The 19,408-nt window shown below is 42.9% G+C and carries 10 protein-coding genes and 12 pseudogenes; 15 read left to right on the top strand and 7 right to left on the bottom strand.

What is annotated here, in order from left to right; translation table 11 throughout:
• Window positions 1-12: 12 nt before the first annotated feature.
• From asnB to L4C34_RS19345, 4 genes and pseudogenes are all read left to right on the top strand, one after another.
• Window positions 13-1,992, top strand: coding sequence for an asparagine synthase (glutamine-hydrolyzing) (gene asnB / locus L4C34_RS19360; RefSeq protein ID WP_428790957.1), 1,980 nt, complete (start codon window positions 13-15; stop codon window positions 1,990-1,992).
• An 18-nt stretch (window positions 1,993-2,010) separates the two neighbouring features.
• A complete protein-coding gene (locus tag L4C34_RS19355) occupies window positions 2,011-5,370 on the top strand; it encodes a glycosyltransferase (protein WP_428790956.1) in 3,360 nt (1,119 codons plus the stop codon).
• 5 nt (window positions 5,371-5,375) lie between these two features.
• A complete protein-coding gene (locus L4C34_RS19350; RefSeq protein ID WP_428790955.1) occupies window positions 5,376-6,359 on the top strand; it encodes a UDP-glucose 4-epimerase family protein in 984 nt (327 codons plus the stop codon).
• 63 nt (window positions 6,360-6,422) lie between these two features.
• Window positions 6,423-6,801: pseudogene (locus L4C34_RS19345) on the top strand (IS3-like element ISVpa4 family transposase); the annotation flags it as partial.
• A 212-nt stretch (window positions 6,802-7,013) separates the two neighbouring features.
• Here the strand turns inward: L4C34_RS19345 and L4C34_RS19340 are convergent.
• Window positions 7,014-7,163, bottom strand: a pseudogene (locus L4C34_RS19340) (IS982 family transposase); the annotation flags it as partial.
• Between the two features lie 427 nt (window positions 7,164-7,590).
• On the opposite strand from L4C34_RS19340, the gene L4C34_RS19335 reads away from it, so the two are divergent.
• The 4 genes and pseudogenes from L4C34_RS19335 to L4C34_RS19320 all read left to right on the top strand — a co-directional run bounded on the left by L4C34_RS19335 (window position 7,591) and on the right by L4C34_RS19320 (window position 11,512).
• Entirely contained in the window at window positions 7,591-8,760 is a 1,170-nt protein-coding gene (locus L4C34_RS19335) for a nucleotide sugar dehydrogenase (protein ID WP_428790954.1), read from the top strand.
• Window positions 8,757-9,761 carry an NAD-dependent epimerase gene (locus L4C34_RS19330; RefSeq protein ID WP_428790953.1) on the top strand — a complete coding sequence of 335 codons (1,005 nt, stop codon included), beginning with the start codon at window positions 8,757-8,759 and terminating at the stop codon, window positions 9,759-9,761. The genes L4C34_RS19335 and L4C34_RS19330 overlap by 4 nt, the downstream gene beginning before the upstream one ends.
• A gap of 116 nt (window positions 9,762-9,877) precedes the next feature.
• A pseudogene (locus L4C34_RS19325) lies at window positions 9,878-10,235 on the top strand (transposase); the annotation flags it as partial.
• Between the two features lie 506 nt (window positions 10,236-10,741).
• Entirely contained in the window at window positions 10,742-11,512 is a 771-nt protein-coding gene (locus tag L4C34_RS19320) for a class I SAM-dependent methyltransferase (RefSeq protein WP_428790952.1), read from the top strand.
• 74 nt (window positions 11,513-11,586) lie between these two features.
• Here L4C34_RS19320 and L4C34_RS19315 read toward each other — a convergent pair.
• Both L4C34_RS19315 and L4C34_RS19310 read right to left on the bottom strand, forming a co-directional pair.
• Window positions 11,587-11,726 (bottom strand): annotated as a pseudogene (locus tag L4C34_RS19315) (IS3 family transposase); the annotation flags it as partial.
• Window positions 11,727-11,849: 123 nt separating this feature from the next.
• Window positions 11,850-12,137 (bottom strand): annotated as a pseudogene (locus tag L4C34_RS19310) (transposase); the annotation flags it as partial.
• Window positions 12,138-12,217: 80 nt separating this feature from the next.
• Between L4C34_RS19310 and tnpA the strand changes: the two are divergent.
• The 6 genes and pseudogenes from tnpA to L4C34_RS19280 form a co-directional block, all read left to right on the top strand.
• Window positions 12,218-12,520, top strand: a pseudogene (gene tnpA / locus L4C34_RS19305) (IS66 family insertion sequence element accessory protein TnpA); the annotation flags it as partial.
• A gap of 210 nt (window positions 12,521-12,730) precedes the next feature.
• A pseudogene (locus L4C34_RS19300) lies at window positions 12,731-13,798 on the top strand (IS3 family transposase).
• 171 nt (window positions 13,799-13,969) lie between these two features.
• Window positions 13,970-14,394, top strand: a pseudogene (locus L4C34_RS19295) (IS66 family transposase); the annotation flags it as partial.
• 139 nt (window positions 14,395-14,533) lie between these two features.
• Window positions 14,534-14,674 carry a class I SAM-dependent methyltransferase gene (locus L4C34_RS19290; protein ID WP_428790951.1) on the top strand — a complete coding sequence of 47 codons (141 nt, stop codon included), beginning with the start codon at window positions 14,534-14,536 and terminating at the stop codon, window positions 14,672-14,674.
• Entirely contained in the window at window positions 14,675-15,142 is a 468-nt protein-coding gene (locus L4C34_RS19285; protein WP_428790970.1) for a pseudaminic acid biosynthesis-associated methylase, read from the top strand.
• A 260-nt stretch (window positions 15,143-15,402) separates the two neighbouring features.
• Window positions 15,403-16,127, top strand: a protein-coding gene (locus L4C34_RS19280) for an IS1 family transposase (RefSeq protein WP_428790950.1) whose coding sequence is annotated in 2 segments (ribosomal slippage) — window positions 15,403-15,652 and window positions 15,652-16,127 — 726 coding nt in all. Because the reading frame shifts where the segments join, the coding sequence is not laid out codon by codon here.
• Here the strand turns inward: L4C34_RS19280 and L4C34_RS19275 are convergent.
• Both L4C34_RS19275 and L4C34_RS19270 read right to left on the bottom strand, forming a co-directional pair.
• A pseudogene (locus tag L4C34_RS19275) lies at window positions 16,097-17,015 on the bottom strand (IS30 family transposase); the annotation flags it as partial. The gene L4C34_RS19280 and the pseudogene L4C34_RS19275 overlap by 31 nt on opposite strands.
• A 6-nt stretch (window positions 17,016-17,021) precedes the next feature.
• Window positions 17,022-17,276: pseudogene (locus L4C34_RS19270) on the bottom strand (transposase); the annotation flags it as partial.
• A 2-nt stretch (window positions 17,277-17,278) separates the two neighbouring features.
• On the opposite strand from L4C34_RS19270, the pseudogene L4C34_RS19265 reads away from it, so the two are divergent.
• Window positions 17,279-17,583, top strand: a pseudogene (locus L4C34_RS19265) (transposase); the annotation flags it as partial.
• 24 nt (window positions 17,584-17,607) lie between these two features.
• Here the strand turns inward: L4C34_RS19265 and L4C34_RS19260 are convergent.
• Both L4C34_RS19260 and L4C34_RS19255 read right to left on the bottom strand, forming a co-directional pair.
• Window positions 17,608-18,489, bottom strand: a pseudogene (locus L4C34_RS19260) (IS3 family transposase); the annotation flags it as partial.
• A 9-nt stretch (window positions 18,490-18,498) separates the two neighbouring features.
• On the bottom strand, window positions 18,499-19,408 hold a 910-nt coding region (locus L4C34_RS19255), incomplete at its 5' end, for an IS30 family transposase (protein ID WP_428790949.1).

Raw genomic sequence — 19,408 nt, 5'->3', positions numbered from 1 at the left:
TAAGGTTTAGCCATGTGCGGTATTGCCGGTCTTTTCACTTTATCTTCATTACCAGGCTTCGACATAAAAGCCATGGTTCAAAATATGGCTCAAGAGTTGGTACACCGTGGGCCTGATGCTGTTGGTAGCTGGGCTGACAACCATTCAGGTGTCGCTCTGGCTCATCGTCGCCTTGCTATTCTCGACCTTACTGATGCAGGCCATCAACCAATGAAATCATCTTGCGGCCGATACAAAATAGTTTTCAATGGCGAGATATATAACCACCTGCAAATAAGAAAAAAACTGCAATCTACCGGCAGTCCAGTAAGTCTAATCTGGCGAGGCCACTCAGATACTGAAACCATACTCACCGCAGTTTCAGCATGGGGGCTTGAAAAAGCGCTTAACGAATTTGTTGGTATGTTTGCTTTCGCTTTGTGGGACAAACATGCAAAATCTTTGTATCTAGCCAGAGATCGGCTTGGGGAGAAGCCGCTTTACTATGGTTTCCATAGAGGAGCGTTTCTGTTTGGTTCAGAGCTCAAGGCATTGAAAGCATCTCCTGGCTTTAAGGGCGAAGTAGACCGCAATGTATTATCTCTGTATCTGAATCGCAATTTTATTCCTGCCCCGTACTCAATCTATCAGGGTATTTTTAAACTCCCACCGGCCACTTGGTTAAAAATTTCAGAGGCTGACGTCGTTCGCCAACAATTACCAGATCCAATATCGTACTGGTCATTGAGCAAAGTCGCTTTAATGGGTCAAAGTAACTTATTCCAAGGTAGCGAAAACGATGCGTTACTGAAGTTAGAACAATTGCTTAAACAGTCAATCTCAAGTCAGATGATTGCAGACGTTCCCTTGGGGGCGTTTCTCTCCGGAGGCATTGATTCATCAACGGTGGTTGCGTTGATGCAGGCTCAGTCAGCAGACCAGATACGAACCTTCACCATTGGTTTTAATGAAAGCGATTACGATGAATCAAAACATGCAGCGGCAGTAGCGGCACATATTGGCACCGAACACACAGAGTTATGTATAACTTCAGAGCAAGCCATGGAAGTTATACCGGGACTGGCTAAATTGTATGACGAGCCCTTTGCCGACGTTTCACAAATTCCAACTTTCCTGGTCAGTCAACTTGCACGACAAGACGTAACAGTCTGTTTGTCAGGCGATGGTGGAGATGAGTTGTTTGGTGGTTACAACCGTCATATCACTGGGCCTGCACTTTGGCGAAAGTTAGGTTGGTTACCCAATAGCATGCGCAGCGGACTATCTAAATTGTTAACTGCTATTCCCCCATCGCTTTGGGATAGTTATGTCAGCCGATCTTCAACCATTCTTCCTCGTAGCTTGCGATACAGATCGGCAGGAGACAAGATTTACAAAATTGCTCGAATGCTCTCGGTCACTTCACCGGAAGAGATCTATGATAGGCTCGTCTCACAATTGCAAAAGCCGGAACAAATTGTAATAGGCTCATTCAAACCACTTCTTCCCATCAAAGAAAGTGTTTGTTCCTCAGATATAGTTGAGCTTGAGCATCGTTTGATGTTTATGGATACGGCTACCTATCTTCCTGATGATATTTTGGTAAAAGTAGATCGCGCTGCAATGGGTGTGTCACTGGAAACCCGTGTGCCGATGCTTGATCATCGAGTGGTCGAGTTTGCCTGGAGCCTACCCCTTGCGATGAAGATACAGGGTAATAAAGGCAAGTTCCTACTACGCAAGCTACTTGACCGTTATGTTCCAAGGGCTTTAATAGAACGGCCAAAGGCAGGCTTCGGTGTCCCTATTGGTACTTGGTTAAGAGGGCCGCTAAGACCATGGGCTGAGGAATTACTCGATAACAATAAGCTCAATCAACAGGGATACTTTGATCCGAGTCCCATCAGGCTTATGTGGAAGGAACATTTACAGGGCAAACGAAATTGGTCTCATCAGCTTTGGGGGATATTAATGTTCCAAGCTTGGTTGGATGAACATCATGACAGCCAATAACGATGCAAGGAAGTTAGCTTGAATTTTTCCAAGTCATTAAAAAGTAGTTTATTAGTACTGCTCTCAGGGTTTCTGCTTTGCTTGGGCATCTGGGGCTCCGGAATTGAAAAGGTAATCAATGACCTTTCACATGTTCCGCTCTGGACACTCGCTGTCATGGTGATGGTGTTTTCCCTCAACCTGCTCTTAGTGTCTATTCGGCTAGGCATGCTCTTGAGCTACTTTGGCGTCGAGGTTCCATTCAGTTTTGCGGCCAAGGCGAGCATACAAGGTCATTTTGCATCACTGTTTTTCATCTCTCTATTTGGTCAAGTCGCAGGGAGACAATCCGTACTACGTCATTACGGTACGCAGCCGGTGTTTATTGCCGCGTTGACAGCGATGGAGCGTATTATTCTGTTTGCCGTCAGCGGAGGAATGTGTCTCATAGGAACTATTTGGATATTTGGTGGGAATAAAGTATCGGATTTTCTCACTAGTACATCCTTTGCCCAAATGTTCTTCGTTGCTGGTTTAGCTCTTGTTACTAGCTTGTGGTTTGGAAGAACACAATTTGAGAAATTGCTGATTAGCGGTATTCAATCCAAACGTAACTATAGTCAAATTGCTGAGGCAATATTGATCACATTGCTTGGTCAAAGCTTAGTATTGGGGGCATTTGTACTTGGGGGGTATGTTTTGGCCCCGCAGATTGGGTTTTGGGATCTTTGTGCTGCTTCGGCAGTCATTAGCTTTGCTGCAAGTCTTCCCATTTCGGTCAACGGTTGGGGAGTGCGCGAAATCACTGCCATATTTGCTTTTGGTGCCATAGGAATGGCACCGTCTGAAGCACTAGTCATTTCCGTATTGGTAGGGCTATCATCGACAGCTGTTGTACTTGCTACATTTCCGTATGTCTTGACAAAATCCAGTCAAGGCAAAAGACAAATCGCCTTAGGAAGTAAAATTACTATCTCGTTATCAATCGAAAAAATAGCGGCTTGGGGGCTATCCATGGCGGCTGCCATCACTATTTTCTTCCAAGTCCATGTCCCATTTCAGGGTGGGATTATAAATATTAACCTGGCCGACCCCTTTGCAATTCTGGCGCTGGCGGCTGTAGTCAGTCAGTCATTTTTTACTCGTATCCCCCCTCGGTGGTCGGTATCCGGTTTCCACTTGATCTTGTTCGTAGTGACGCTCTTGCTTGTGTTCGCATTCTTGAACGGCATGCAAGTGATTGGTGTGACCCAGTGGGCACTTACTGGTAGGTTGTTGGGTTGGGTTGTCCTTCTTGGCTATTTGAGCATTGGTATCTTAACTGTTTCCTACTTAGGCAAAGTGGGGATATGGCGCTTTGTCGAAACGCTGATAGCCACCTCGGTGGTTATCATCTTATTTCACTCTTTCATGCGTTGGCTGGTTTTTTTTGGTTGGCTTGACCATAGCGGAATGGCGATTAATTTTGAAGGCTTTTCTGCAAACCGTAATGCCTTTGCATTTCAGCTTTTGAGTTGCTCTTTATTACTTCTTGCCTACGCAGGTAAGAAAAAAAATAATTTAAGCAAAATAGAGATCGGAAAACTCATAATCAGAAGAGATGGATTTTTAGCGGTCGTGCATGGCGTGATTTTGGCTGGGTTGATATTTACAGGATCCAGGGCAGGTATATTGACAGTTTTTCTGCTATTACTTTTTTCTGGTGTTACCAAATTTTCTGATCGTCACTTTCTTCTGAAAAGCATACTCCACGGTTCCCTTATCTGGGTGTTCTTCACTTTGTTTCTTCCTTGGATCAGCCATACCAACATGGCAGTACAAACTACTCATACCTACATGGCAGTGCAGAGCCCTCTTTCAACAGAAACAAGCGATTTGGAACGGTGGGAAACCATTCTGCATGGTTTCAATATGTGGCTAGATTCGCCATGGTTTGGTGCAGGTTTGGGGGTCTTTATAAAAACGAGCTCGGAATGGTTAACAGAGCCGACGGTTATTCACAGCACTCCAATTTGGATGCTTGCGGAATTTGGCATGTTCGGAACTGCCATTTTTATCGTGATATTCGCCTGGGTATTAGTAAAAATAATATCGAACGGTTTGGATAAACCAGAAAATCGCGCCGTTGTTATGTTACTCGGGGTCTTTGTCGTTTTTAGTTTGGTTCATGAAATTTTCTACCAACGGATTTTCTGGATGGTACTTGGGCTCTGCCTAGCACTACCATATCGACAGTATTCGCCTAAAAAGTTATCGAAAGCTCAGTCATTCGCGAAGCCACATAAGATAATGTTTGTAGTAACAGAGGATTGGTACTTCTGTTCTCACCGCCTCCCTTTAGCTGTTGCAGCTCAAAAAGCTGGTCATGAAGTAGTTGTGGCTACACGCATTACTGACCATAGGCATCATATAGAACGGAGTGGAATTCGCACGATCAATTTGCGGCACATGAAACGATCTAGCCTTAATGTCGCGCGAGAACTGACAGCTTTTTTTGAGCTATTGCTACTCTTTCAAAGAGAAAAGCCAGACTTGGTTCATCTAGTAGCACTCAAACCCGTGATATACGGATCTCTTGCAGCAACATTGAGTGGAATTCGTTCCAGAGTATGTGCGTTGGGCGGACTGGGTTTCGTTTTTTCGTCTAAACATGTTTTAGCCCGTATTCTACGACCTATGCTAATTTCAGTATTTCGATTGATTGCTAATGACCGACGAAGTCGACTGATACTGCAGAATGAGAATGACTGGAACGTGATAATAGAAAAAGGAGGCGTTGATCAGCGAAATATGCGCTTGATCCGAAGTGCAGGTGTAGATTTAAATGAATATACGGAAACAAGGTTGCCTGATGGGAAACCAATTGTCATGTTGGCTTCACGCATGTTATGGGATAAAGGGGTTGGCGAGTTCGTGAACGCTGCAAGCCTGCTACGTGAGAGAGGTGTTAACGCTCGGTTTGTCTTGGTAGGGGAGCCTGACCCTGAAAATCCATCCTCGGTCCATCATGAACAGCTTAAAGATTGGAATGAATCTGGTGTCATCGAATGGTGGGGATATTGCAATAATATGCCTCAGGTGATTTCACAATCGAGTATCGTCTGTTTACCTTCCTATTACGGAGAAGGTGTACCGAAAATACTGATTGAAGCAATGGCCTGTGCTCGTCCAATTATTACTACTGACATGCCTGGTTGTAGAGACTTGGTAAAAAAAAATGCAAACGGTTTACTTGTTAAACCCAAGAACTCAAGTGATCTCGCAGATGCTTTAACAAAGCTGCTTAATAATCCTTTGTACTGTCAAGCAATGGGGAAAAAAGGAAGATTGCTCGCGGAAAAAGACTATGCCTTGCCACAAGTTATAAAAAAAACGCTAAACGTTTATAAGGAACTATAGAGTCAGTGACTACGCTTATTACTGGAGCTTCAGGGTTTGTTGGGAGCGAATTATGCTCTGAATTGGTTGCTCGTGAACATGAGATTCGTGGAATAGTTCGTTCGATATCATCGGTTGATCTCACATCATCATATCGAAATCATTTGTGTGCCTTTGAAAATATCAAACCTGACACGAATTGGTCTAATGTTCTTCTTGACATCGACTGTGTCGTTCATTGCTCAGCCAGAACTCACATTATGAATGAAACCGAAATCGATGCTCTGGCAGCTTACCGTGCTGTTAATGTTGATGGAACACGAAATTTAGCTGAACAAGCAGCGGATGCTGGTGTTAAGCGTTTCATTTTTATTAGTTCGATTAAAGTAAATGGTGAGCGAACAAATTCTGGGACTTGCTTTACTTCTGATGATAATGCTTTTCCTAGAGATGCATACGGTATTTCAAAATGGGAGGCCGAACAGGCTTTGCAAGAAATATCAGTAAGAACTGACCTAGAGGTTGTCATCATAAGGCCTCCTTTGGTTTATGGACCAAGCGTTAAAGGTAATTTTCTCTCTCTGCTTGGTTGGCTACATAAAGGCATTCTACTCCCTCTTGGCGCAATCCATAATCAACGTAGTATGGTTAGTATTAGCAATCTTGTGGATCTAATCATCACCTGCATTGATCAACCTGCAGCCGCCAATCAGACATTTCTAGTGAGCGATGATGAAGATCGTTCCACAACTGAATTATTAAGGAGTATGAGTACAGCGCTGGGTAAGCCTACTCGACTACTTCCTGTTCCTTCATCGATGCTTAAACTTGGCGCGCAGCTACTTGGTAAGCAAGATATTGCCCAACGTTTGCTTGGAAATCTTCAAGTTGATATTTGCTATACCAAGAGAGTTCTCGACTGGTCTCCACCTTCTAGTATGGATGAAGGACTTCGAATAACGGCAGAGTGGTATTTGAATCAGCGACAAATCGTAAGAAGTGGCCCCTAATTTAAGGACACAGTACTAAGTGGCTAATCCATAGTAATAATGACCAGAATACTGGAGAAAATTATGACTAGAAAACGTAGAAACCACTCACCCGACTTCAAAGCTAAGGTGGCTCTGCGGCAGCGAAAGGCGATAAGACCGTATCTGAACTCGCTCAGAAAGATAACCTTCACGCTAAGATCGGTCAATAGACCATGGAAAATGATTTATTGGTCAAAGTGCTCGGTCGTTAGAGCGAGCCCAGCGCAAGGAAGCGCTGGATAAAACGAAGCTAGTCTCGATGAAGCGCCAGTGTCAACTTCTGAACCTGTCACGCTCTACTGCCTACTATCAACCAGTAGAGCTGCCGGAGGAAGAGTGGGTGTTACGGCGCATGATTGACGAAATCCATCTTCCATGCCCCTTTATGGGCAGCCGACGTATCCGTAATGGTTTGGCTAAGACGAATACACTCTCAACGATTTTATATCCCCCCTGATGAAGTGTCTTTCGGTAAACAGAGATACGCGGCATGAACCGGATTAGCTACTTAAAGAATCCATTGATGTGTCCGACCTATAGGGTCCACTTATATAACCTTCATGCAAATCAAATTATCACCTGGAAAAAGGAGTAGATCGAAAACGCAGCGAGTATATTTAGCTTAAGATCGGTTTAAGCCATCGTCGTAAGCCCAGCTTTTTCTGTGCATGATATGTTCAGCGATGGCTTTTCTGGTTTCAGGCAATCAGCGATGGTAAGCCCTCCCAAAAGCTTCAGCATAAAACCATGTAAATTACGGTGGCGAGAGTGTTCTATCTGGGAGGTTGACCCTGTAAATAATTACTCCCAGTCCAGAAGCAAAGAGCGCTCCGTTCTGTTACACCTTATCTTTTTAGTGGATTTGAACCATGCCAAAAATGAAGTTACAGATGAGCCAGATTACACATCTGCGATATAAACCACAATAAAACTTTCATTTCAGTATAAAATACAAAGAGTTTAGATTGATTTAAGGCTCCATCCAAGTTTCTGATTTATCAGTACCAAGAGTATTAATACGGGTGCGGCTCACTGCATACCTTGGCGGTAGCGTGCTTGGGTCCATTTTCAATACCTACTCTGGCCCACGCACCAAATAACGATCCTTCTCCATTTTTACAGCTGTTCTCCGTTTTAGGAATAAACGCCTAGATGCCAAAAGCTCAACAACTTCCTACGATAAACTTTAACAAACAAGAAAACTAAAAATATGAAAATTGCAGTCGCAGGTACAGGCTACGTCGGTCTTTCAAATGCTGTGTTGTTAGCCCAGAATCACGAAGTAGTCGCACTAGATATTCTGGCCGAAAAAGTAGTGCTGATTAATGATAAAATATCATCCGTAGTCGACGCAGAGATCGAATTTTTTTTGCAAACTAAGCAACTAAACCTTCGCGCTACACTCGACAAAAACGAAGCGTATGCCAACGCAGTTTTTGTCATTATCGCCACTCCAACTGACTATGATCCAGAAACAAACTATTTCAATACCAAATCAGTAGAATCTGTCATAAAGGATGTTAAGTCTATTAACCCAAACGCGATAATGGTCATAAAATCAACAATCCCCGTCGGCTACACCGTAAGAATAAAAAAAGAACTAGACACCGAAAAGCTTCTATTTTCGCCGGAATTCCTTCGCGAAGGAAAAGCACTCTACGACAACCTGCATCCATCTCGCATCGTGGTAGGTGAACGCTCAGAACGCGCGAAGGCTTTTGCTGAACTACTTCTTGAAGGGGCCGAAAAGAAAGATATCCCAGTATTATATACCGATAGCACTGAGGCAGAAGCTATCAAACTGTTCGCTAATACTTTCCTTGCCATGCGTGTGGCTTACTTTAACGAACTAGACACTTACGCTCAGGTACACGGTCTGAATAGCCAACCTATTATCGAAGGCGTTGGCTTGGATCCACGAATCGGCAACCATTATAACAACCCCAGTTTTGGTTATGGTGGCTACTGCCTACCCAAAGACACCAAGCAACTAAGAGCAAACTACGATAAGATTCCACAAAACCTGATTCATGCGATTGTTGAGTCCAATACGACACGTAAAGACTTTATTGCTGGTCAGATTTTGAAGCAAAATCCAAAGGTAGTCGGTATCTACCGTTTGGTCATGAAAACCAATTCCGACAACTTCCGAGCTTCAGCTATCCAAGGTATTATGAAGCGAATCAAAGCTAAAGGTATCGAAATAATAGTTTACGAACCATCCCTAATCGAAGATGATTTTTTTTATTCACCTGTCGTGAAAAACCTATCCGATTTCACGTACAAGGCTGATATAATTATTGCCAACCGAATGTGCCCTGAGCTGGAGGATGTAAGAGACAAGGTATATACACGCGACTTATTTGGGAGAGATTCGTGAAAATTCTAGTCACAGGAGCTGCGGGGTTCATCGGTTCAGCGTTGTCTCTTCGATTGCTGGAGCGTGGCGACGAAGTAATCGGCATCGACAATCACAACAACTACTACACCCCGACTTTAAAAGAAGCTCGTTTAGCTCGCCAGGAAAGCAAGAGCAATTACACTCATATTCGTATCGACTTAGCTGATCGCAAGGGCATAGAAGAGCTATTCAAAACCTATAAGCCACAACGAGTTGTTAACCTTGCTGCACAGGCTGGTGTGCGATATTCATTGGAAAATCCGTTGTCCTACATTGACAGTAATCTGGTAGGTTTTGGACACATTCTAGAAGGCTGTCGTCACAATGGCGTAGAACACTTAGTCTATGCAAGTTCATCCAGCGTATACGGCGCAAATACCTCTATGCCATTTTCTGTTCACGATAACGTAGACCATCCGCTCAGCCTGTATGCTGCCACAAAAAAAGCTAATGAACTAATGGCTCATACCTATAGCCACCTCTACCGCTTACCCTCCACCGGGCTGCGTTTTTTTACCGTTTATGGCCCTTGGGATCGCCCGGATATGGCACTACAGAAATTCGCTTGGGCCATCACCAAGGGTGAATCCATAAAAGTATTTAACAATGGCAACCACCGACGTGATTTCACCTATATTGATGATATAGTCGAAGGCGTAATTCGCATCCTCGATCATCCAGCTCCACCGAACCCAGACTGGTCAAGTGATAACCCAGATGCCGGCACCAGCCAAGCACCTTGGCGCGTATATAACATTGGCAACAACAAACCAGTAAATCTAATGGACTACATTGGCGCACTAGAAAAGGCCCTAAGCAAGAAAGCCAAGAAAGAATTTCTACCTATTCAGCCTGGTGATGTGCCAGATACCTGGGCAAATGTTGATGACCTAGTTGAACAATTTGACTACCGCCCAAGCATGCCTGTGGAGCAAGGTGTAGCTAACTTTGCAGAATGGTTTAATAGTTACTATAATTAGCCCCCTTACTCTACCGCCTCCTTCTATTTGATATTGTTTCCTAAATTACTGAGCTTTACCTTTTCTAGCGATCAGAACTCTCATAGGTCAACTAGGGGAATGACAATGGGAAATAATACAATCAAACGCTTGTAAACAGAGATTCGGTCACCTTTTAGCTTGATGAAGCAGTAATTAAAAATGGCGTAGCAAAGAACATCATGATCACCGCGGACGAGGGTTTCAATTCTCAGATATGGCCATTGAAACGACTTTGATGATTAAGGATTTTAAACTGCCGTTGCGCGTTTTAGAAGGCTCATCAATTCACTATCATCGTTGATGAAAGTACCACTCGTTTCGCCATCCTACAGTTGCTATAGTAAAAGGGCGAAAACGGTTGAGTGGCGTAATAGGTCATCAAGTCGAGGAGCCGTCAGCCATATTGTTATCGATGCGATTAATCTAAAAGTGTTTGGCAAAGGGGAGCGGAAATGAGTAAACCCGAGAAAGATAAAGTAGGTCAGCGCCTACGGATATCACAAACGGTCACTGGCCGAGACAGCCATGTATCGATATAAGCAACTGACCAACGCCAAACTCATCTTGCGCGTATATAACGATCAAGTTGACGAAACGTTGGCTAACTTAAAGACATTAGATTAGGTGTGCCGTTCGTCAGGAAAATTGAGCTTTATGAAGCGAGGGGATTAACACGTTGACGTATCAAACACCCCCTTCTATTTTATAAATATTGGGCATTTTGTTACTCAATAAACCTTAGTAGAATATTCGACGATGCGCTGTATGGGGTCAAATTCTAATATCAACCAGCGGCGCACAAACCTCTAGGCTACCTTCTGCTCACGATGCCATACACATTCCACTTGAGTAACTTCATGTGCGATGAAGTAAACACCGCACACTCGCTACAAATGATTGATACCGTATTGTGATGGATTATTAAGTAATAGAAACACTTTCGAAAGGAGCTAATCGATTTGAATAAGAACAAAAAAATATATCAGAAATATATCGATGACTTAATTGGCTTTTCATCCAAAAAAACCGAAGCCAGATTTGCAGCTTTTCAGCTGCTTGAAATGTATGAAGAGGTTTTACGGCTACCTCATGCGACAGTGCTTGAGCTTGGGGTCGACAGAGGGCAAAGCACCAAAGTCTTTCTGAATGCACTAGACCAAAAACCATCCTCGCAATTAATCTCCATTGATATAAGAAACTGTAAAGATGTCTCCGATTCAGATATGTGGACATTTATTCAGAGTGACTCAGCCGATGTTAAGAATATCGTTGACGCCGCACCAATATTGAAAGATGGTATTGATGTTATTTATATCGATTCACTTCATACTTCAGAGCATGTATATAAGGAAATATTCGGCTGGTTCCCATATTTAAAAAAAGGCGGCGTAGTATATTTTGATGATGTCGATACCGGCCCCTATCTAATGGGACAGAGAAAAGACAGTTTGGTAACAGAGATCGCCAATAGAAAAATCCACGATCTTATTGAAGCGGTATTTCGTTCCAACATGGATAAGATAAATCTGAACATTCACTATGGTTCCACCGGGCTGGGACGTTTTGAGAAAGTGAGCGACATTGGTTCCACGCTCAATACGCCGTTGTACGTCAGAAAGCGTAACCGTAAGATTTTCTGGAGGTTAATAAATTTGGTTTTTCGAAGAGGTCAGTACAAACACAGCCAAACTACAAATGAGAGCTTTCTCATTGATGTGACCAAATATTAGTTTCACAAAGCTTCGATACCCATACTTGAACACTGAATTGCTCAGAGAACCATAGACGCATGCAAGACTCATTTTTAGGCTGATTTAAACGCCTCTTGGCTCACCCTGTTGAGGTGTGAAGGCACCCCATCCGAGTGCAAAACATTTCAATATAGCCAAACATATCGGCTCGGGCCATTTCACGGGTTTTATATATTCGTTTCCTAATTTTGATAGTAGGCAGTAGAGCGTCAAAGATTCAGAAGTTGACACTGGCGCCTCATCTAGGCGGGCTTAGTTTTATCCAGCTCTTCCTTTCACAGGGCTCGCTCTAATACTAATCTGTAAAATTAACTGGTCATATTATCCAGCCCCTTGTACACAGGTTTGTCACTCTCTTTTTGAGCAGGATAGAAACCGGTTCCACGCTTCACAAACTTGCTCCACGATATCGTCGTAGTCGAGAAAACTTTGGTTAGCCAAACAGCGTTGCCTCAGCCAACTCCAAACTTGTTCTATGGCGTTGAGCTCTGGTGAATAAGGGGGGGAGTTTGAGAATAGTCACATTCTCAAACTCATCGGCTACGTCGTCGGCATGCCAACCCGCTCCATCCATAATGACCACGGCGTGTCTTCCACTTTCTGTGTGTAAGCGAAGCATAAAGTCCACATTCTAACTCTCTTTTTCTTTTAAGATCATGTCTCTACAATCCAAGGGAGATGATGATGCCGAAAAGACGTACCAACCAAAAATGGCAAAGGTTGTTCGAACAATACCAAACGAGCAGCCTGACACAACGAGCCTTTTGTAAGCGAAATGGGCTCAGCTTATCTACGTTCTATTCTAAGCAGCGACGCTTTCAACAAAGTAGTCGCTTTGTGAAAGCGCAAGTCATCGAAAAAACCACTCACTTCCAAGCCACTCAACCTCGCGTCCCTAACATGACACTGTCGTTTAACGATATTGAGTTAAGTCTCCCCCAAGGGACACCTGCTACCTATATTGCTGAGTTGATTGGATCCTTGTCATTAAAGTCAAAGCATTGTACTGGGATAAAACGGGCTTCGCACTTTGGTATAAACGTCTTGAAAAAGCCAAGTTTAAATGGCCGTCACAAGAGAAGAACCCCGTTTACCCTCACTCAATGTGAACTCGACAGACTGCTCTGGTAATCCCCACGAAAAATAACCGCATGAACAAGTAGAATTTTCTCGTATTATTAATGCAGGAAGTTCACGATGAAAACATCACGATATACAGACAGTCAGATTTTATCGATTCTAAAACAAGCGGAAGCTGGAGTTGCCGTCCCTGAGCTTTGTCGCGAGCACGGCATGAGCTCTGCCACGTTTTACAAATGGCGAACGAAATACGGTGGAATGGACGCCTCGTTAATGACTCGGATGAAAGAGTTGGAAGAAGAAAACCGACGACTCAAAAAAATGTACGCGGAAGAACGCCTGAAAGCTGAAGTCATCCAGGACGCCATGACAAAAAAGTGGTGAAGTCCTGTGAGCGTCGGACCGTCGCTCAGCATTCAGTGGCCACTCATGAGATTAGTATCAGACAAGCGTGCCGATGGTTTAGAGTCAGTGAAACCTGTTATCGATATCAACCGCAGCGGCAACCTGAAAATGAACAAATCGCCCGTTTATTGATAGACCTCACGGAGCGAGAATCTGATTGGGGTTTCGGGCTTTGTTTTGATTACCTGCGCAATGTACAGGGCATCCATGGAACCACAAACGCGTCTACCGTATTTATTGCGAACTGTCATTGAATCTGCGCATTCGGCCAAGAGGAAGGTTGAATCGTCAGGTACCGGAACCCCTAAAAGATCCGCTCAAATCAAATCAGGTATGGTCGATTGATTTCATGCACGATCAGCTCTCAGACGGCAGAAACTATCGTTTGTTGAATATCATTGATGATTTTAACGTGAAGGTCTCGCGATTGAAGCCGACTTTTCATTGCCCACACAAAGAGTCATTCGAACGTTAGATAATTTGATTGAACAACGTGATAAGCCGGTGGCCATTCGTTGTGACAACGGGCCAGAGTTTATCAGTGGTGATTTTATTCAATGGGCTAAGGATAAATCGATCCGCATCGATTACATTCAACCTGGAAACCCTCAACAAAATGCGTATGTCGAGCGCTTTAATCGGACGGTGCGTTTTAGTTGGGTCAGAAAATACTTGTTTGACTCGCTCAATGAAGTACAGGATATGGCCACTAAGTGGCTTTGGTTCTACAATCACGAGAGGCCTCACAAAGCCAATAATGGGAGGCCGCCTTTACACTAAACAGCAAACGTTCTACTCGACGGTGCAGTTATTAAAGGGAGATATTACCCTCTCTGGCTTCACAATAATCGGCCATGAACCTGTTGAAATGAACAATTTTACAATGAGTTAAGCGAGAATGAAGCCTGATATACCAAGCGTTATCTACTTGGTCTTAGTATAATGAATACCATGAAAACGACGCCTGATATTAACCCAAAAAGTCAAGATATTGCCGAGCTTCAGTGATGGTAAAAACGTTAATATCAGAAAGAAAAGAGTGGTGACAAGAGCGCCAATCGTTGATTGAACAGTTTAAGCTTGCTCTTGACCGCCAGTTCGCTAAACGTTCAGAGGCGTTAAAACCTTACGATGATGTGCAAGGTGACCTCTTCAATGAAGCTGAATGCGAAATGGCAAAAGACGAAGAGGTCGTCACCTCTGTCACGACCAAGAAGAAGCGCGGTAAACGCAAACCACTTCCTAAAGATTTACCCCGCGAACGCATCGTACTCGACCTTGATGACGCTGAGAAACAATGCTCTTGCTGCCAGAGTCCACTGCATAAAATCGGGGAAGACTGTAGCGAGAAACTTGAGTTCACGCCAGCAGCACTTACTCATAGAATGATTCTGTTTTTGAGACTTAGCTTACGGATTCAATATATTGAGTATAAGATGAACATTAAGTTCTATATGTTTAGTTTTTTTCATTTAGGATATTTAAATATTACATTGGCTTCTTTAGGGTGTGTAAATGTATAAAACTGAACAGGAAAACTTTTGGGCTGAGAGCTTTGGTAGAGAGTATATTGAACGCAATGAAAGTAAGCGGTTTCTTTATTCAAAGGTTGCCATGTGGTCCAAGATGTTACGTGCGGCTAATGGTGTGAATTAAATTAGAGAACTTGGGTGTAATGTTGGGCTTAATTTAGTTGCGCTTAAAGGCTTGAATCCAAGTCTAGATTTGTTTGGGTATGAAATAAATAAGGATGCTGCTCGTATAGCTAGCGACTTTAATGTGGCAAATATTAAGTGTGGTTCTATTTTAGATAACATTAATGATGAGAAAGTAGACTTAACTTTTACGGATGGAGTATTAATACATATTAATCCAGACTATTTAAGTGATGTGTATGACAACCTTGTAAACGGAACTAATAGGTATGTTTTAGTTGCGGAGTATTATAACCCTACTCCTGTAAGTGTTCCATATCGAGGTCATGATGATAGATTGTTTAAGCGCGATTTTGCTGGTGACTTGATCGATAATTATGATTTAAAGCTAGTTGATTATGGTTTTTCTTATAAAAGAGATAATCATGCTCCTCAGGATGATATTACTTGGTTTTTGTTAGAAAAGTAATTTACCATAAACCTCGTTGTGCTATCCAACCCTTAAGAGTCAGAAGGCCACAATATAGGGTATACCCTACATTGGTAGCCCCCCGAAAAATAACTTCATGGAAAAATCGCGATACACAGACAGCCAGATCTTATCGATTCTAAAATAGGCAGAAGCAGGAGCGCCCTAGATCTCAGCAATAAGCGACACACTTTTGCCAGGTCATGACTCCAAGTGGTTGAGTTAGTGTATAATCTTTCTCTTTTTGCATGGATTGAATTATGGCTATTGTTGACGTGGAATGTTGCTTTTGTTCTCAAACGGATCCTGTTGTGAAACATGGACGCAACCCGAGGGGTATTCAGAGATACCGCTGTTTGGAATGTAAACGAAGCTTTCTCCTCAATTACGCTTATGAAGCCTGCAAACCAGGCGTGAAAGAAAAGATCGTCGACATGGCGATGAACAGCTCAGGGCTACGAGATACAGGGCGAGTGCTAAAAGTCGGTTACAACACCGTTTTGCGCACTTTAAAAAACTCCAACCAAGGCAAGTAACCACAATCCCATTCGACGCCGCGAATATTGAACTGATTTGTGAAGTCGATGAGCAATGGTCTTTTGTGGGGAATAAAAAGAATCAGCGTTGGTTGTGGTATGCATGGGAGCCGAGGTTTAAACGTATTATTGCTCACGCATTTGGAAAGCGGAACAGCCAAGCATTTAAACGCCTCAAAAGCTTGCTGGCTCCCTTTACCGTGAACTTCTTCTGTACTAATGATTTCAGTGTTTACAAGGCATATTTACCCCGCGAAAAATACATTGTGGGCAAACGCTATACACAGAGAGTCGAACGAACCAATCTCACTTTGCGAACTCGGTTAAAGAGGTTAGTGAGAAAAACGATTGGCTTTTTCAAGTCAGAAGCCATGCACGACAAGGTCATCGGTACTTTTATTGAGTCAACCAATAGGCGTCATGACCTTTTGCCAGTCAAAAATTCATAAGGACTGAGATAGTTTAATGTTTTTCCTCGGCCTTGTGTTGATCAATAATTGTGCCTTCCAAATGTCTCGATTAGACACGGTACTGATTTTCATCCCTTTAGGAAAAAAGCGACGAAGTGAACCGTTCGTATTTTCGTTTAATCCTCTTTGCCATGAGCAATAGGGTTTAGCGAAATAAATGTCACACTTGAGCGATCTGCTTACTTCCTGATGACCAGTAAACTCGCCACCGTTATTAAGCGGTAATGGTTTACAGATTGATTTATAAGGTTTTAAAGTCTTATTAAGGGCTCGTGTGACTTCTTTTTTTGATTTTTTTTACGCGGCAAGTGAGAAATGATTTGCTAACACGTTCAACTATTGTCACGAAATAGCCATCCTGTCCATAGACGCTATCGCCTTCCCTGTGCCCAACTTCTTCCTTTAAACCCACAATAGCAGGGCGTTCACGGATATCGATTCGGTTAGGTATCAAACGAGCGTCTGCTTCTGAGGAACTTCTCTTCTTGTAGGGCTTCGCTTTTCTGGGGAGTAAGTTGGAATAACCTAATTTTTTCATCCAAGAATATAACGTGTTTGTCGAAATGCTCAGCGCCTGATACTCAATGGAAAGTCGCCCAGATATTTGCTCTGGACTCAGGCCAATTTGCAGTAATGACTTGAATTTACTTTGAAATCATTCTGTTAGATTTGAACGTTTTCTTGATGTTTTCTTGGTTTTCATTGCCTGATCATGAGCTTATTGTGCACAATGTTCGCCCTTTGGACAACGTTTTAACTCGTCGCTACCGTCTTGTTACTGCGCCCCATTTTTATCGCTATTTCCCGGGCAGAGAAGCCAAGTTCAGATAATGCTTCAACGCTTGTTCTGTCTTTGAAAGTGAGTTGATTGCCGAAGACCTGCGCTCGGTAATCATCACACCAACCCGCTTTTTTAAGTTTCAACTTTTGACTGCGAGTACCACAGTTGCACTGCTTAAGAAGATTCAACACAAAACGTCTGAACAAAGCAATATTCTCTACCGCATCTTTCATGACCATTCGCGAGCTGTCTTATTTAAAAACAACATCTAATATGTAGTGCTGGCTATTTTCTATGCGCCAATGCTGACGAATGTAATGACCCAGTAATTTATGCTTCGGAGCCAGAACAAAAAGTTCACATTATCTTAGGTGGTGCAGGATATCACCGAACGGAATTAGTAAAAATGCGGCGAAAGTTCTCAATATTGAACTTCATTATCTTCCCCCCTATAGCCCTAATTTAAACCCAATTGATCGGCTCTGGAAAGTAATGAGTGAGCAGGTTAGAAATAACGTGCATTTTGCTAATAAACGAAAATTCGAGTCAACAATAAAGTGTTATTTTATGACGATATTACCTGATATTGCCGACACTCCTGCATCTCGGATTAATGATGATTTTCAGATCCTCAAACCTGCACCTTCAAGTTGAGTGGGTATATACACTCTCAAGCTTCTAAAAGTACAGCCTTTCGTACTCATTTGGGGACAGCCCACTATTGGTAGCATGATTTCGTCTGGGATTATAGAAACACTCGATATAATCAAATATATCAGAGCGAACCTCGTCACGGGCTATATAGATTTTCCGCTTTACTCGACCTTTTTTGAGCAATGAGAAGAAACTCTCCGCGACAGCGTTGTCGTGACAATTTCCTTTACGGATCATGCTTATTTCCATACTTTGCTCTTTTAAGAAGCTTCGCCATTCACTCGAGGTATATTGAACACCTTGAGCTGAGTGAATGAGAACCTATTCTTCGGCCTTCTGCACCAAATCGCCATCAACAGATCATCGATTACGAGATCAATTTTAGGGCTGTTTTTCATTGTTCAACCAATGATCTTTCGAGAAAACAGATCTATAACAACAGTCAGGTAGAGCCAACATTCATGAATGCGAATATAGGTGAAGTCTGTGATCTAAGAGCTGTCGGATTTATCAATATTAAATTCTCTATCCAAAACGTTTGGCGCTGCAAGGTTAGCTTTCCCCTGAGTAGAAACCGGGATGACGTTTATAACTGCGTACAGCCTTTATTTTGCCTTGCTTCATCAATCGGTAAACATGATTCTTGCCACAGCACTCTCCATCACTTCTAAGGTCAATAGTGATATTTCGGTAGCCATAAACACAGCCGCTTTCGAGCCAAAACGGTTTAATTTTGCTAAGTAAGCGTTGGTCATCTTGAGCCCGATACCTCACAGGCTTTCGTTGCCATGCATAAAAGCCGCTACGTTGTATTCCAAGGATCTGACACATCGCCTTCAATGGATATCGCTGAAGTTGCTTCTTTATGAACGTGTACTTTTCTGTGACTCCCTTGCAAAGTACACGGTTGTAGATTCAAATGATCAGCGCAACACTCTTTTCAATCATGTGTGAAGGTGTTTTAAAATTCAATGTCTTTCTAGGACGCTCATTCAATTGGGTAGCTACATCATTGAGCTTCGCTTGTGAGTGGGGTGATAAGTCTGTTTTTCTTGGGAAGTATTGTCTTATCAAACCGTTCGTGTTTTCGTTAGTACCTCTTTGCCATGGGCATTGAGGATCGCAAAAATAAACGGGAATGCCGATTTGTTTTGTTAGCTCTGCATGTTTGGCTAACTCCATTCCTCTATCCCACGTTAAAGACTTACGGTATTGCTCAGGCATTTGTTTGAACGCAGCCAATAGTGCCGTATGTACAGATTCAGCGTCTTTACCGGCTAATTTAAGGATAATAGTAAAGCGAGACTTTCGGTCTACAAGTGTGGCAATGTGCGTATTTCTTGAGCCCGAAACAAGGTCACCCTCCCAGTGGCCAACAGATTTACGATTCTCAATATTCTTAGAACGCTCATGTATAGAAATTCCATTTACAATATTCGTAAAGCTTCGATCGCCACTTCGACGGTGATATCGACTGTGGCGCATTGGTCTGCTTCTTCGTAAATACTGAGTGAACGTATGATGAATGATACTTTTTGCTCGAACATAAATTGATTTATATATCGTTTCGTGCGACACCCGCATATGTTTTCTACGCGAATACTCAACTCTTAGCCACCCAGATATCTGCTCTGGAGACCACTTAAGCTCAAGTTTTGATATGATGATTTTTCTAAGTTCTCGATTGAGTTCTAAGACCCCAAGCTTTGGGCGTTTAGCCATGCGCTTGGCGCGATTGTCAGCATCAACCGCTTTGTAATAACGACGCCCTCGATTACGAGCGACTTCCCTAGAAATCGTTGAAGGAGAACGATTTAGCATACGT

The organism is Vibrio profundum (assembly GCF_050337555.1).
In the GTDB taxonomy this organism is placed as follows: Bacteria; Pseudomonadota; Gammaproteobacteria; order Enterobacterales; family Vibrionaceae; genus Vibrio; species Vibrio profundum.
The sequence above is the reverse complement of the archived record's forward strand: the minus strand, read 5'-3'. Positions and strand labels throughout refer to the sequence as shown.

Excerpts from the sequence above, each read along its gene's own strand:
- L4C34_RS19335 (WP_428790954.1), top strand. The coding sequence starts at position 7,591 with ATGAAAATTGCAGTCGCAGGTACAGGCTACGTCGGTCTTTCAAATGCT.
- L4C34_RS19290 (WP_428790951.1), top strand. The coding sequence starts at position 14,534 with ATGTATAAAACTGAACAGGAAAACTTTTGGGCTGAGAGCTTTGGTAGA.
- asnB (WP_428790957.1), top strand. The coding sequence starts at position 13 with ATGTGCGGTATTGCCGGTCTTTTCACTTTATCTTCATTACCAGGCTTC.